The organism is Pseudomonas sp. 43mfcvi1.1 (genome assembly GCF_900115935.1).
Lineage (GTDB): Bacteria > Pseudomonadota > Gammaproteobacteria > Pseudomonadales > Pseudomonadaceae > Aquipseudomonas > Aquipseudomonas bijieensis.
In genome coordinates, this window is record NZ_UETT01000001.1 from 77,242 (window position 1) to 91,878 (window position 14,637).

A 14,637-nucleotide genomic window follows, 5' to 3' on the forward strand; every position below is an offset into this window, starting at 1 on the left:
CTGCAGTAGAGGCGACTTCATTGTCCGCGCAGCCGCTCAAGTGCTTATTCAATACCTCCATGTTGGCGCCAACCACTCTTAGAACTGTTAGGTTGACGCTGAGTTGATAAGGTGATAGCGGGTCGAGTGTTCTGCCGATTTTTCAGTTCCTGGCAAAGTTGGACGGGTTTTTGCAAAAGCAGGCCGTATGACGCTGCAGGCGTCAAAAGTTTGCTTAACAGGCACGGGGAATATTGGTGGATCGCTCTCAGTTACTCAGCACCGCGCGCAGCAATGTCGTAGACCTCAGTCGGGGTAATCTGGGCGTGCCGCTGTTGCTGCTGGTCATGCTCGCCATGATGATGCTGCCGGTACCGCCGTTCCTGCTGGACGTGTTTTTCACGTTCAACATCGCCCTGTCGATTGTCGTGCTGCTGGTGTGCGTATACGCCCTGCGGCCGCTGGATTTCGCCGTATTCCCGACCATCCTGCTGGTGGCCACGCTGTTGCGCCTGGCGCTGAACGTGGCGTCCACCCGGGTGGTCATGCTCCACGGCCAGGACGGGCACGCTGCCGCCGGTAAGGTGATCCAGGCCTTCGGTGAGGTGGTGATCGGCGGTAACTACGTGGTCGGTATCGTGGTCTTCGCCATCTTGATGATCATCAACTTCGTCGTGGTGACCAAGGGCGCCGGGCGGATTTCCGAGGTGAGCGCGCGTTTCACCCTCGATGCGATGCCGGGCAAGCAGATGGCGATCGACGCCGATCTCAACGCCGGCCTGATCGACCAGAGCCAGGCCAAGCTGCGTCGCCTGGAAGTGGCCCAGGAAGCCGAGTTCTACGGTTCCATGGACGGTGCCAGCAAGTTCGTGCGCGGTGACGCCATCGCCGGCCTGCTGATTCTGTTCATCAACCTGATCGGCGGCATGGCCGTCGGTATCTTCCAGCACGACATGACCTTCGGCGACGCTGGCAGGGTTTACGCCTTGTTGACCATCGGTGACGGTTTGGTGGCGCAATTGCCATCACTGTTGTTATCCACAGCGGCCGCGATCATGGTGACCCGTGCTTCGGGCTCCGAAGACATGGGCAAGCAGATCGGCCGGCAAATGTTCGCCTCGCCCAAGGCCCTGGCCGTTGCTGCCGGCCTGATGGCGGTGATGGGCCTGGTGCCTGGCATGCCGCACTTTTCCTTTCTGACCATGGCTGCCCTGGCGGCCGGTGGCGCCTACCTGTTCTGGAAGAAGCAGAACGTGCAGAAAGTCCAGGCCCTGCAAGAGGTCAAGCGCCAGCAGGAACTGCTGCCGTCGCCGGCCCGCGCCATGGAAACCAAGGAACTGGGCTGGGATGACGTAACCCCGATCGACATGATCGGCCTGGAAGTCGGCTATCGCCTGATTCCTTTGGTCGATCGCAACCAGGGGGGGCAATTGCTGGCGCGGATCAAGGGGGTGCGCAAGAAGCTCTCCCAGGACCTGGGCTTCCTGATGCCCACCGTGCATATCCGCGACAACCTCGACCTGGCGCCGAGCGCTTATCGCCTGACCTTGATGGGGGTGATCCTGGCCGAAGCCGAGATCTACCCCGACCGCGAACTGGCGATCAACCCCGGACAGGTCTACGGCAGCCTCAACGGCATCACCGCCAAGGATCCGGCTTTCGGCCTGGAAGCGGTGTGGATCGAAATCAGCCAGCGGGCCCAGGCCCAGTCTCTCGGCTATACCGTGGTAGACGCCAGTACGGTGGTGGCGACCCACTTGAATCAGATTCTGTACAAGCACTCCAGCGAGCTGATCGGCCACGAAGAAGTCCAGCAGCTCCTGCAAGTACTGGCAAAAGGCTCGCCGAAGCTGGCCGAAGAGCTGGTGCCGGGTGTGGTTTCGTTGTCGCAGTTGCTCAAGGTGCTGCAGGCGCTGTTGGCCGAACAAGTGCCTGTGCGCGACATACGCAGTATTGCCGAAGCTATCGCCAACAACGCTTCCAAGAGTCAAGATACCGCCGCCTTGGTGGCAGCTGTTCGGGTCGGCGTGTCCCGCGCAATCGTCCAAAGCATTGTAGGCACTGAGTCCGAGCTGCCTGTGATCACTCTGGAACCAAGGTTGGAACAGATATTGCTCAATAGTCTGCAGAAGGCAGGGCAAGGCTCGGAAGAGGGTGTCCTGCTGGAGCCAAGCATGGCCGAGAAGCTGCAGCGTTCGCTGATCGAAGCAGCCCAGCGGCAAGAGATGCAAGGCCAGCCGGTGATCCTGCTGGTGGCCGGTCCGATTCGCGCGATGCTCTCGCGATTCGGGCGCCTCGCGGTCCCGGGGCTGCATGTGCTGGCGTACCAGGAAATACCGGACAACAAGCAAGTGACCATCGTTGCGACAGTAGGGCCCAACGGCTGAGGTAGTGGTTTATGCAAGTGAAGCGTTTTTTCGCCGCCGACATGCGTCAGGCCATGAAACTGGTTCGTGACGAGCTGGGCGCTGAAGCAGCCATCATTGGCAACCGTCGTATCGCCGGCGGTGTCGAGCTGACGGCGGCCCTGGATTACAAACTGTCTGCGCTGGCCCCGCGGGTTCCGAACATGGAACTCGAAGATGAGCTGCGCAAGACCCAATCGCGCATCGCCAGCGCCCAGGCCGAACTGAGCCTGCGTAGCAGCGAAGGCGAGGGTGCCGCGGGCACCAATCGTCAATTGTTCGCCGGTCAGCCACTGACCGCCGGCTTGCCGTTGACCGCTGCCGAGCCGCTGATCGAGCAGGCCCAGGCCGAACCGCGTCGTCCAGAGCCGGCACCCGCCGCGCCTGCCCGTGGGGTCGATCCGCGCGCCCTGGACTCGATGCGCTTCGAGCTCAACAGCCTGCGCGAGCTGATGGAAGTCCAGCTCGGCTCCCTGGCCTGGAACCAGTTGCAAGGCAGCCGTCCGGCCCAGGCCAACCTGTGGCGTCGCCTGCAACGCATCGGCCTGTCCGGTCCGTTGTCCCGGGACCTGCTGGCATTGATCAATGGTATCGAAGAACCTCGCCAGGCCTGGCGCATGTTGCTGGCGCACCTGGCGCGGATGATTGCCACGCCGGAAGTCGAGCCGCTGGAAGAGGGCGGGGTGATTGCCATGGTCGGTCCTGCCGGCATGGGCAAGACCACCACCCTGGCCAAGCTCGCCGCCCGCTACGTACTCAAGTACGGCGCCCAGAGCATCGCCCTGGTGAGCATGGACAGTTTCCGCATCGGTGCCCAGGAGCAACTCAAGACCCTGGGACGGATCCTCAACGTGTCGGTGACCCATGTGGATCCGGGCCAGTCCCTGGCCCAGGCATTGGAACCGTTGCTGCGCAAGCGCGTCGTACTGATCGATACCGCCGGCCTGCAAGCCAGCGATCCGGCCCTGCGCATGCAGCTCGAAAGCCTGGCCGGACGCGGCATCAAGTCAAAAAATTATCTCGTGTTGGCAACCACCAGCCAGAAACAGGTTCTAACCGCCGCATACCACAGCTACAAACGCTGCGGGCTGGCCGGCTGCATCCTGACTAAGCTGGACGAAACGGCAAGCCTGGGCGAGGTGTTGAGCCTGGCGATCGGTCATGAACTACCGGTGGCCTACCTGACCGACGGGCCGCGGATCCCGGATGATTTGCATCTGCCGCGCCGTCATCAACTGGTCAGCCGTGCCGTGAGTGTGCAAATGCAGGAAGAACCCAGCGAAGAAGCCATGGCTGATATGTTCGCTGATATCTACCACAGCCCGACCAAGCAGGTTGGCTGAGGTAATCATGAATATTTTTTGTACCTACATCGATGGTCTGCCATGCATTGTTCCGTATGCGAACGCGCAGCCAGTAATGTGGCCTCCGTCTAAGTAAGACAAGGTAAAGAACGAACATGGGCAGCATGCATCCCGTACAGGTGATCGCGGTGACCGGCGGCAAAGGTGGCGTCGGGAAGACTAACGTGTCAGTGAACTTGTCCCTGGCTCTGGCAGAGCTTGGCCGACGGGTCATGCTGCTGGACGCCGACCTGGGCCTGGCGAACGTCGACGTGCTCTTGGGGCTTACACCCAAACGCACCCTGGCGGACGTGATCGAAGGCCGTTGCGAATTGCGCGACGTGCTGTTGCAGGGGCCAGGCGGGATTCGCATCGTGCCGGCTGCCTCCGGCACCCAGAGCATGGTTCACCTGACCCCGGCCCAGCACGCCGGCCTGATCCAGGCTTTCAGCGACATCGGCGACAACCTCGATGTGCTGGTGATCGACACCGCGGCCGGTATCGGCGACTCGGTCGTCAGTTTCGTACGCGCGGCCCAGGAAGTGTTGCTGGTGGTCTGCGACGAACCGACGTCCATCACCGACGCCTATGCCTTGATCAAGCTGCTGAACCGCGACTATGGCATGAACCGCTTCCGCGTCCTGGCCAACATGGCCCAGAGCCCACAGGAGGGCCGCAACCTGTTCGCCAAGTTGACAAAGGTCACGGATCGCTTCCTGGACGTCGCCCTACAATACGTCGGCGCCGTGCCCTACGACGAAAGCGTACGCAAGGCCGTCCAGAAGCAACGTGCCGTTTATGAAGCCTTTCCACGTTCCAAATGCGCGCTGGCGTTCAAGGCGATCGCCCAGAAGGTCGATACCTGGCCGTTGCCGGCCAACCCGCGCGGGCATCTGGAATTTTTCGTCGAGCGTCTTGTGCAACAAACAGCAGGGCCCGTGCTATGACAGCCAGCGGTTACAACCATCTCTACAAAAAATCGGCACGGGACGCCCAGTACGAATTGATCGAGCGTTACGCGCCACTGGTCAAGCGTATCGCCTACCACTTGCTGGCGCGGTTGCCGGCCAGTGTCCAGGTCGAAGACTTGATCCAGGCGGGCATGATCGGCCTGCTCGAAGTGTCGAACAAATACGACGCGAGCAAGGGCGCCAGTTTCGAGACGTATGCCGGTATTCGCATTCGCGGGGCCATGCTCGATGAAGTCCGCAAGGGCGATTGGGCGCCACGCTCGGTGCACCGCAATACCCGCATGGTCAGCGATGCAATTCGGGCAATTGAAGCTAAAACCGGGCGTGACGCTAAAGATCACGAGGTTGCGGCCGAACTCCAGTTGAGTCTCGATGATTATTACGGGATTTTGAACGATACCTTGGGCAGCCGCCTGTTCAGTTTCGACGACCTGTTGCAGGACGGTGGTGAACACGAGGGGCTGCACGAGGATGGCGCGAGTGCTCACATGGAGCCATCGCGTGACCTGGAAGATGAACGTTTCCAGAGCGCGCTGGCGGATGCGATTGCCAATTTGCCGGAGCGTGAGCGACTGGTCTTGGCGCTGTACTACGACGAAGAGCTGAACCTCAAGGAAATCGGTGAGGTCCTGGGGGTCAGCGAATCGCGGGTCAGCCAGTTACACAGCCAGTGCGCGGCCCGTTTGCGGGGGCGTTTGGGGGAGTGGCGAGCGCGTTGACAGGCAGTGTGGGGACACTGCGAACGAGGCTGGCCTGGCAAGTACTGCGCCAGTCTCCATCCGTTGTGCTCCAGACCGTTGTCGAGTGTTGTGCCGGATTGATTGAAATGGCGCGTCCAGGTGCTGGGCGCGTTTAAGACTGCTTGGAGGTCGAATTGGACAAGAACATGAAAATCCTCATCGTTGATGACTTCTCAACGATGCGGCGGATCATAAAAAACCTGTTGCGTGACCTTGGGTTCACCAACACGGCCGAGGCAGATGACGGGACCACTGCGCTCCCGATGTTGCACAGTGGCAACTTCGATTTTCTGGTCACCGACTGGAACATGCCGGGCATGACCGGTATCGACCTGCTGCGTCAGGTGCGTGCCGACGAAAAACTCAAGCATCTTCCGGTGCTGATGGTCACTGCCGAAGCCAAGCGCGAGCAGATCATCGAAGCGGCCCAGGCCGGTGTCAACGGCTATGTGGTCAAACCCTTCACGGCCCAGGCGTTGAAAGAGAAGATCGAAAAAATCTTCGAACGCATCGGTTAACGGCGCCACGGGGGAGCTATGGACAACGAATCTTCAATGGGCGATTTCGAATCGACCCTGAAAAAACATGCCCGCGAACTGGTCGACAGCCTTGAAAAAGGTCGCTTTGGCGATGCGGTTCAAATGATCCATGAGCTCAACCAGACCCGTGACCGCGGTCTGTATCAGGAAGTGGGCAAGCTCACGCGTGAACTGCACAGCGCGATTGTCAATTTCCAGATCGACCCGCATATGCCGCAGGCCGAGGAAGTCTCGCAGATCACCGACGCCACCGAGCGTCTGGGGTATGTGGTCAAGCTGACCGAGGCCGCGGCCAACCGCACCATGGACCTGGTGGAAAGCGCAACGCCGCTGGTCAATGGCCTGAGCGAAGAAGCCCAGGCCTTGAGCACCGACTGGGGTCGGTTCATGCGTCGAGAAGTCGGCGCTGAAGAGTTTCGGGAACTGGCCCGTCGGGTCGACGGTTTCCTGACGCGCAGCAGCACCGAGAACCGCGCCGTAGCAAGCAACCTCAACGACATTCTGCTGGCCCAGGACTATCAGGACCTGACCGGCCAAGTGATCAAGCGTGTGACCCAACTGGTCACCGAAGTGGAAAGCAACCTGCTCAAACTGGTGTTGATGGCCAGCCAGGTCGACCGCTTTGCAGGTATCGAACACGACCGTGAAGCGATGCTTGCTGAAAAAGATCCACAAAAACATCTCTCTCAGGGTGAAGGTCCGCAAATTCATGCCGATAAAAGAGAAGACGTTATGTCCGGTCAGGACGATGTGGACGATTTGCTGTCCAGCCTTGGATTCTGAGTTTTAGCCCTGTTTTAGGAGCAGCCATTAATGAGCTTCGGCGCCGATGAAGAGATCCTTCAGGATTTCCTGGTTGAGGCCGGCGAGATTCTAGAGCAACTGTCCGAACAGCTGGTCGAGCTGGAAAGCCGACCTGATGATGCGGATCTGCTCAATGCAATTTTTCGCGGTTTCCACACTGTAAAAGGAGGCGCCGGCTTCCTCCAGCTCAACGAGCTGGTGGAGTGCTGTCACATTGCCGAGAACGTGTTCGACATCCTGCGCAAGGGTGAGCGTCGCGTTGATTCGGAACTGATGGACGTGGTGCTTGAAGCGCTGGATGCGGTCAACAGTATGTTCAGCGAAGTGCGTGAGCGCTCGCCGATTACCCCTGCCACCCCCGAGCTGCTCGCCGCGCTGTCGCGCCTGGCCGAGCCGCAATCGGCTGACGAAGCGGCGCCGGTTGCCGAGGCAGTGGTCGAAGAACCGGTCGCCGAGGAATCGGGCGACATCACCGATAACGAATTCGAACAACTGCTGGACTCCCTCAACACCGTCAAGGCCCAGGCCGAGGCGCCGGCCGCTCCGGTTGCACCCGCTGCGCCGGCCGCCGATGGGGCTGCCAGCGATGAAATCACCGATGCCGAGTTCGAGTCGCTGCTCGACCAGCTTCATGGCAAGGGCCAGTTCGCACCTGATGCCGTCGTCCCGTCGGCGGCCCCGGCCGCCCCGAAAGCCGCAGGCGACAGCTCGGACATCACCGACGATGAATTCGAAGCATTGCTCGATCAGTTGCATGGCAAGGGCACCTTTGCCGTGGACGCACTGGATTCGGCCATCGCTTCGGCGCCGACACCGGCCAAGCCTGCTGCCGCTGCCGCGGGTAGCGACCTGATCAGCGACCACGAATTCGAATCACTGCTCGATGAGCTGCATGGCAAGGGCAAGTTCAGCGAAGTCGGTACCGCTTCTGCCGCGCCTGCCGCCGCCACTGCGGCAGCACCCGCGGCCAAGGCTGTGCCCAAACCCGCGGCCAAGGCACCGGAACCCAAGGCCGAGCCTGCCAAGCCCGCCGCTGCTGCCCCGGCACCCGCCCGCGCTCCAGCGGCTGCGCCAGCGGAAAAACCGGCCAGCGAAGCCGAAACCACCGTTCGGGTCGATACCGCACGCCTGGACGAGATCATGAACATGGTCGGCGAGCTGGTGCTGGTGCGTAACCGTCTGGTGCGCCTGGGCCTCAACAGCCAGGACGAAGCCATGTCCAAGGCCGTGTCGAACCTCGACGTGGTCACGGCGGACCTGCAGACCGCGGTCATGAAGACCCGCATGCAGCCGATCAAGAAAGTCTTCGGGCGCTTCCCGCGCCTGGTTCGTGACTTGGCTCGCCAGCTCAAGAAAGAAATCAACCTGGAACTGGTGGGTGAAGAGACCGATCTCGACAAGAACCTTGTCGAGGCCCTGGCCGACCCGCTGGTCCACTTGGTGCGCAACGCGGTCGACCACGGTATCGAGTCGCCGGAAGAGCGCGAAGCTTCAGGCAAGGTCCGCAGCGGCAGGGTGATCCTGGCTGCCGAGCAGGAGGGCGACCACATCCTGCTGTCGATCTCCGACGATGGCAAAGGCATGGACCCGAACGTATTGCGTTCCATCGCGGTGAAACGCGGTGTAATGGACAAGGATGCCGCCGACCGCCTGAGCGACACTGAGTGCTACAACCTGATCTTTGCCCCGGGCTTCTCGACCAAGACCGAGATTTCCGACGTGTCGGGCCGTGGCGTGGGCATGGACGTGGTGAAAACCAAGATTTCCCAGCTCAACGGTTCGATCAATATCTACTCGACCAAGGGCCAGGGCTCGAAGATTGTCATCAAGGTTCCGTTGACCCTGGCGATCATGCCGACCTTGATGGTGATGCTGGGCAACCAGGCCTTCGCTTTCCCGCTGGTCAACGTCAACGAGATCTTCCACCTCGACCTGTCGCGCACCAACGTGGTGGACGGCCAGGAAGTGGTGATCGTGCGGGACAAGGCACTGCCACTGTTCTACCTCAAGCGCTGGCTGGTCAGCTCCGCGGCCCATGTGGAGCAGGGCGAAGGCCATGTGGTGATCCTTTCGGTGGGCACCCAGCGGATCGGCTTCGTCGTCGACCAGTTGGTGGGCCAGGAAGAAGTGGTCATCAAGCCGTTGGGCAAGATGCTCCAGGGCACCCCGGGCATGTCCGGCGCCACCATCACCGGCGACGGCCGCATCGCGTTGATTCTCGATGTGCCAAGCATGCTCAAGCGTTACGCCGCACGGCGTATTTGATTCTGGAGGGGCGGGGCCCAGGGCCGCGCCTCGTCTAACGGAGTGTTTATGGTAGTTAAAGTCCTGGTGGTGGACGATTCGGGGTTTTTCCGCCGCCGCGTCTCGGAAATTCTTTCGGCGGACACGAGCATTCAGGTCGTCGGTACCGCGACCAACGGCAAAGAGGCGATCGATCAGGCCCTGGCACTCAAGCCGGACGTGATTACCATGGACTACGAGATGCCGATGATGGATGGCATCACGGCCGTGCGGCATATCATGCAGCGCTGCCCGACTCCGGTATTGATGTTCTCGTCCCTGACTCATGAAGGCGCCCGGGTAACCCTCGATGCGCTGGATGCCGGGGCGGTGGATTTCCTGCCGAAAAATTTCGAAGACATTTCGCGCAACCCCGACAAGGTCCGGCAGTTGCTGTGCGAAAAGGTCCACAGTATTTCCCGCAGCAACCGGCGTGTCAGTGCCTACAGCGCACCCGCGCCAGCCCCTGTCGTGGCGCCAAGCCCGGCGCCGACGTCGTCGGGCAGCTTCAATCCAGCCCCGGTACGCAGCGCTCCGGCACCGACTCCTGCCCGTCCGGCGCCCGCCGCCACTGCGTCGTCGCCGGCCCCCAAGCGTAAAGCCTACAAGCTGGTCGCCATCGGCACGTCCACGGGTGGTCCGGTGGCGCTGCAACGGGTCCTGACCCAGTTGCCGGCCAATTTCCCGGCCCCCATCGTGTTGATCCAGCACATGCCGGCGGCGTTCACCAAGGCTTTTGCCGAACGCCTGGACAAGCTGTGCAACATCAGCGTCAAGGAAGCCGAGGATGGCGACATCCTGCGTCCCGGCCTGGCGTTGTTGGCGCCAGGTGGCAAGCAGATGATGATCGACGGCCGTGGCGCGGTGAAAATCCTGCCGGGCGACGAGCGCCTGAACTACAAGCCTTGCGTGGACATTACCTTCGGTTCCGCGGCCAAGTCCTACGGTGACAAAGTTCTGGCGGTGGTGCTCACCGGCATGGGCGCCGACGGTCGTGAAGGTGCGCGCCTGCTCAAGCAGGGCGGCAGTGCGATCTGGGCCCAGGACGAAGCCAGCTGCGTGATCTACGGCATGCCGATGGCCATCGTAAAAGCTGATCTTGCCGACGCAGTGTACGGGTTGGACGACATCGGTAGACACCTGGTCGAGGCCTGCCTGTAATGGATGTGCTTAGCCTGATCGGCATCATCATGGCGTTCGTCGCCATCATTGGCGGCAATTATCTGGAAGGCGGTCACCTGGGGGCGCTGGCCAACGGCCCGGCGGCATTGATCGTGCTCGGTGGCACCATTGGCGCTGCGTTGTTGCAGTCGCCCATGAGTGCTTTCAAGCGCGCCATGCAAGTGCTGATCTGGATCCTGTTTCCGCCGCGGGTCGACCTGGCCGGCGGTATCGACCGGGTAGTGAACTGGAGCCTGACCGCTCGCAAGGAAGGCTTGCTGGGGCTGGAAGGGGTGGCCGATGCCGAACCCGACAGCTATTCGCGCAAAGGCCTGCAATTGCTGGTGGACGGTGCCGAGCCGGAAGCCATCCGCAGCATCCTGGAAGTGGACTTCTACACCCAGGAAAGCCGCGATATAGAGGCGGCCAAGGTATTCGAGAGCATGGGCGGCTACGCGCCGACCATTGGTATTATCGGTGCGGTGATGGGGCTGATCCATGTAATGGGCAACCTGGCCGATCCGTCGCAGCTGGGCAGCGGCATTGCCGTGGCGTTCGTCGCCACGATCTACGGTGTGGCGAGTGCCAACCTGGTGCTGTTGCCTATCGCGGCCAAGCTCAAGTCCATCGCGTTGCGCCAGTCGCGCTATCGCGAAATGCTGCTGGAAGGGATCCTGTCGATTGCCGAAGGTGAAAACCCACGTTCCATTGAATTGAAGCTGCAAGGCTTCATGGACTGATGGGGAGCATGGACCATGGCACGTCGCAGGCATCGTGAAGAACACGTCAACCATGAACGCTGGCTGGTTTCCTATGCCGATTTCATTACGTTGCTGTTCGCCTTTTTCGTGGTCATGTATTCGATTTCGTCGGTCAACGAAGGCAAGTACAAAGTCATTTCCGAGGCGTTGATCGGCGTTTTTACCGACTCCGACCGCGCCCTCAAGCCGATCCCTATCGGCGACGAGCGGCCCAAGAGCAGCACCCCGGCCAAACCTTTGATCAAGGACAGCGAACAGGTCGATGCCGGTATCGCCGGTGGCAGCGACCCGTTGAAAAGCATCGCCGACGACATCAGCGCCGCGTTCGGTGACTTGATCAGCTCCAACCAGATGACCGTACGCGGCAACGAGTTGTGGGTCGAGATCGAGCTCAATTCCAGCCTGTTGTTCGGCAGCGGCGACGCGATGCCCAGCGACATGGCCTTCAACATCATCGACAAGGTGGCGGCGATCCTGAGGCCCTTTGACAATCCGATCCATGTCGAAGGCTTTACCGACGACCAGCCGATCCGTACTGCGCAGTACCCGACCAACTGGGAACTGTCCTCGGCCCGTTCGGCGAGCATCGTGCGCATGCTGGCGATGCAGGGTGTGAACCCTGGGCGCCTGGCATCGGTGGGCTACGGCGAGTTCCAGCCGGTCGCCAACAACGCCACTGCCGAGGGGCGTGCGCGCAACCGGCGGGTGGTGCTGGTGGTGTCGCGTAACCTCGATGTGCGTCGCAGCCTGACCGGTACCGGTACGGCCAATGCAACCCCGGATGCGGCATTGAAGCGGGCTGGCACACAAACTGCACCGGCTCCGGTCAAGCCGCCGGGAAGACAGAGTGCCGTCAATTCTCCGTCACCCGCTTTATAACCGAGCTATTTCTCGGTCGAGCCTGTTTCGGCCGGGAGGAACGATCCGAATGAGAGTCTGGGCAGTCGCCAATCAAAAAGGTGGTGTGGGCAAGACCACATCTTCCATCGCTTTAGCCGGGTTGCTGGCCGAGGCGGGCAAGCGCGTGGTCATCGTCGACCTGGACCCCCATGGCTCGATGACCAGCTATTTCGGCTACGATCCCGACAGCCTGGAGCACAGCAACTACGACCTGTTCCTGCACAAGGGCGTTGTGCCCGAGGGCCTGCCGGGGCAGTTGCTGTTGTCCACCAGCGACGAGCGAATTTCCCTGTTGCCCTCGAGCACCGCCTTGGCCACCCTGGAGCGACAGTCGCCCGGGCAGAGCGGCCTGGGCCTGGTGATCGCCAAGAGTCTGGCGCAGCTGTGGCAGGATTTCGATTACGCGATCATCGACAGCCCGCCGTTGCTGGGTTTGCTGATGGTCAATGCCTTGGCTGCCAGCCAGCAACTGGTGATCCCGGTACAGACCGAGCACTTGGCGGTCAAAGGCCTGGAGCGGATGGTCAATACCCTGGCGATGGTCAACCGCTCGCGCAAGCAGACGCTGGCTTTCAATATCGTGCCGACCTTGTTCGATCGTCGCACCCAGGCGTCCCTCGGCACCCTGCGCGTATTGCGGGACATGTATCCGGATGACATCTGGCAAGGTTATATCCCCGTCGATACCCGCCTGCGCGACGCCAGTCGGGCCGGAGTGACCCCTTCGCAATTCGATGGCAAGAGCCGTGGCGTGTTGGCCTACCGGGCGCTGCTCAAGCACCTGCTGGCCCAGCAGCTTGTTCCGCAGCAGGTGGCTTAACGTGACGAGGCTTTCCACTGGCACTGTGTTCGCTTGCGAACGCTCAAGTCCTACCGCATTCATGCCGATAACCTCTTCAAGTGGCGCACTGTTCCCATGAGCCGCCCGATTAAGACAACCTCGCGTCCGCAAATGGCCCTGCAATCCTATCTGGATGGGCTGTTGCAGGAAGCGACCGAAGAATTGCCACCGCAGCCAAGCGTGATCGAGGCGTTGCCCGAGCACGTCGAAGCCAAGGGTGTGCTGGACGAATTTCAAGCGGCCGTGCTCGAAGAGCAGGCCCGTGACGCACAGAAATCAGTAATGGCGGCAGCGGTCGAGGCACCGTTTATCAAGCCTCAGGTGGCGGTAATGGATGCGCCTGCGCCGATCCTGGCGCCGGTCTCCACCGTTGCCCCGCTGTTGCAGGGCCTGGTGACGCCGGTAGTGGAAGTCCACTTGCCGCCGAGCAATCCGCCGCCACCGGTGCCGGGCGACGACCGTCCGGCCTGGGCTGCCGAGCCGTTCGAGTGTTTGTTGTTCGATGTGGCCGGGTTGACCCTGGCGGTACCGCTGGTATGCCTGGGATCGATTTATTCCCTGGCCGGGCAGGAATTGACGCCGTTGTTCGGCCAGCCGGAATGGTTCCTCGGAATCCTGCCGAGCCAGGCCGGCAACCTGAAGGTGCTGGATACCGCGCGCTGGGTCATGCCGGACCGTTATCGCGATGACTTTCGCCAGGGCCTGCAATACGTGATTTCGGTGCAGGGTTACGAGTGGGGGTTGGCGGTGCATCAGGTCAGCCGTTCGCTGCGTCTGGACCCGAACGAGATCAAGTGGCGCAGCCATCGAGGGCAACGGCCATGGCTGGCCGGTACGGTGATCGAACACATGTGCGCCTTGCTGGACGTTTCCGAACTGGCGGAACTGATCGCCAGCGGCGGGGCAAAACACCTGGGCGGCAGCAAGCCGGTCCGGAAACCGAAATAAGACAACCGGTGGCGCGCAGCGTCGCCGGACAGAATACACGCCGCCACAGGCGGTTTTTCGAGGGGTCAGGGTATGAATGATAAGGCGTCGTCTCAAAAGGGTTCTGAAGATCCGATTCTGCAATGGGTGACCTTCAAGCTCGATAACGAAACCTACGGCATCAACGTGATGCGCGTTCAGGAAGTGCTGCGCTATACCGAGATCGCCCCGGTACCGGGTGCACCGAGCTACGTGCTGGGCATCATCAACCTGCGTGGCAACGTGGTCACCGTGATCGATACCCGTCAGCGCTTCGGCCTGATGAATGCCGAGATCAGCGACAACACCCGGATCGTCATCATCGAAGCCGACAAGCAAGTGGTTGGCATCATGGTCGACAGCGTCGCCGAAGTGGTTTACCTGCGCCAGTCGGAAATCGAGACTGCGCCGAACGTGGGTAACGAAGAGTCGGCCAAGTTCATCCAGGGCGTGTGCAACAAGAACAACGAGTTGCTGATCCTGGTTGAACTGGACAAGATGATGAGCGAAGAAGAGTGGTCGGAACTGGAGAGTATCTGATTGATTCTTGAGGTAGCAGTCATTGTCCTGTTCCTTTTCTGGGCAGGCACGCTGGCGATGTTCCTGGCGTACATACGCGGCCAGCGGCAGATCGCCGCTCAACAGGCCCAGGGCGATGCGCTGCGCGACCAGCGCATCAAGGACCTGGCCAAGCGCGTCGACGATTACCAGAACGGCACCGTGCGCATGGGCGAAGCGCTCCATGAGCTGCGTGCCGTGGTCGCGCCGTTGCCGGATAAACTTGCCCAGCTGGAACAGCGCGACCCCTCCAGCCTGTCCTTCGCCCAGGCCGCCCGCCTGGTGGGCATGGGCGCCAGCGTCGATGAACTGACCCAAGCCTGCGGCCTGACCCAGGCCGAGGCGGAGTTGATGAGCAAGCTGCACCGGGGCGGCTGATCGCTTTA

The 14,637-nt window shown here is 61.3% G+C and carries 14 protein-coding genes; all 14 read left to right on the forward strand.

Features of this window, described 5'->3' with window-relative positions:
- Window positions 1–236 precede the first annotated feature (236 nt).
- The 14 genes from flhA (at window position 237) to DTP52_RS00400 (ending at window position 14,629) form a co-directional block, all read left to right on the forward strand.
- Window positions 237–2,366 (forward strand): flagellar biosynthesis protein FlhA, encoded by a 2,130-nt coding sequence (gene flhA / locus DTP52_RS00335; protein WP_109751830.1) that lies wholly within the window; start codon window positions 237–239, stop codon window positions 2,364–2,366.
- An 11-nt stretch (window positions 2,367–2,377) separates the two neighbouring features.
- Window positions 2,378–3,727 (forward strand): flagellar biosynthesis protein FlhF, encoded by a 1,350-nt coding sequence (gene flhF / locus DTP52_RS00340; protein WP_095973956.1) that lies wholly within the window; start codon window positions 2,378–2,380, stop codon window positions 3,725–3,727.
- A 116-nt stretch (window positions 3,728–3,843) separates the two neighbouring features.
- Window positions 3,844–4,674, forward strand: coding sequence for a flagellar synthesis regulator FleN (gene fleN / locus DTP52_RS00345; RefSeq protein ID WP_003184001.1), 831 nt, complete (start codon window positions 3,844–3,846; stop codon window positions 4,672–4,674).
- Window positions 4,671–5,417, forward strand: a complete 747-nt coding sequence (fliA, locus tag DTP52_RS00350; protein ID WP_109751358.1) for an RNA polymerase sigma factor FliA — start codon at window positions 4,671–4,673, stop codon at window positions 5,415–5,417. The genes fleN and fliA overlap by 4 nt, the downstream gene beginning before the upstream one ends.
- A gap of 167 nt (window positions 5,418–5,584) precedes the next feature.
- Window positions 5,585–5,956, forward strand: a complete 372-nt coding sequence (locus DTP52_RS00355; RefSeq protein WP_003199125.1) for a chemotaxis response regulator CheY — start codon at window positions 5,585–5,587, stop codon at window positions 5,954–5,956.
- A gap of 18 nt (window positions 5,957–5,974) precedes the next feature.
- Window positions 5,975–6,760 carry a protein phosphatase CheZ gene (locus DTP52_RS00360; protein ID WP_060738635.1) on the forward strand — a complete coding sequence of 262 codons (786 nt, stop codon included), beginning with the start codon at window positions 5,975–5,977 and terminating at the stop codon, window positions 6,758–6,760.
- A 30-nt stretch (window positions 6,761–6,790) separates the two neighbouring features.
- A complete protein-coding gene (locus tag DTP52_RS00365; protein WP_109751359.1) occupies window positions 6,791–9,046 on the forward strand; it encodes a chemotaxis protein CheA in 2,256 nt (751 codons plus the stop codon).
- A gap of 48 nt (window positions 9,047–9,094) precedes the next feature.
- On the forward strand, window positions 9,095–10,225 hold the full coding sequence (locus tag DTP52_RS00370) for a chemotaxis response regulator protein-glutamate methylesterase (protein WP_109751360.1): 1,131 nt from the start codon (window positions 9,095–9,097) through the stop codon (window positions 10,223–10,225).
- Entirely contained in the window at window positions 10,225–10,965 is a 741-nt protein-coding gene (locus DTP52_RS00375) for a flagellar motor protein (protein WP_003199135.1), read from the forward strand. The genes DTP52_RS00370 and DTP52_RS00375 overlap by 1 nt, the downstream gene beginning before the upstream one ends.
- A gap of 15 nt (window positions 10,966–10,980) precedes the next feature.
- The gene (motD, locus tag DTP52_RS00380; RefSeq protein WP_109751361.1) at window positions 10,981–11,865 is read left to right on the forward strand and encodes a flagellar motor protein MotD; all 885 of its coding nucleotides are present in this window, start codon (window positions 10,981–10,983) and stop codon (window positions 11,863–11,865) included.
- A gap of 49 nt (window positions 11,866–11,914) precedes the next feature.
- On the forward strand, window positions 11,915–12,706 hold the full coding sequence (locus DTP52_RS00385; protein WP_018606550.1) for a ParA family protein: 792 nt from the start codon (window positions 11,915–11,917) through the stop codon (window positions 12,704–12,706).
- Between the two features lie 96 nt (window positions 12,707–12,802).
- Window positions 12,803–13,675: a CheW domain-containing protein gene (locus DTP52_RS00390; protein ID WP_109751362.1), complete on the forward strand. Its 873-nt coding sequence runs from the start codon at window positions 12,803–12,805 to the stop codon at window positions 13,673–13,675.
- A gap of 72 nt (window positions 13,676–13,747) precedes the next feature.
- Window positions 13,748–14,233, forward strand: coding sequence for a chemotaxis protein CheW (locus tag DTP52_RS00395; protein ID WP_003199144.1), 486 nt, complete (start codon window positions 13,748–13,750; stop codon window positions 14,231–14,233).
- Window positions 14,234–14,629: a DUF2802 domain-containing protein gene (locus tag DTP52_RS00400; RefSeq protein ID WP_060738629.1), complete on the forward strand. Its 396-nt coding sequence runs from the start codon at window positions 14,234–14,236 to the stop codon at window positions 14,627–14,629. It begins immediately after the preceding gene.
- The last annotated feature ends 8 nt before the right edge of the window (window positions 14,630–14,637 follow it).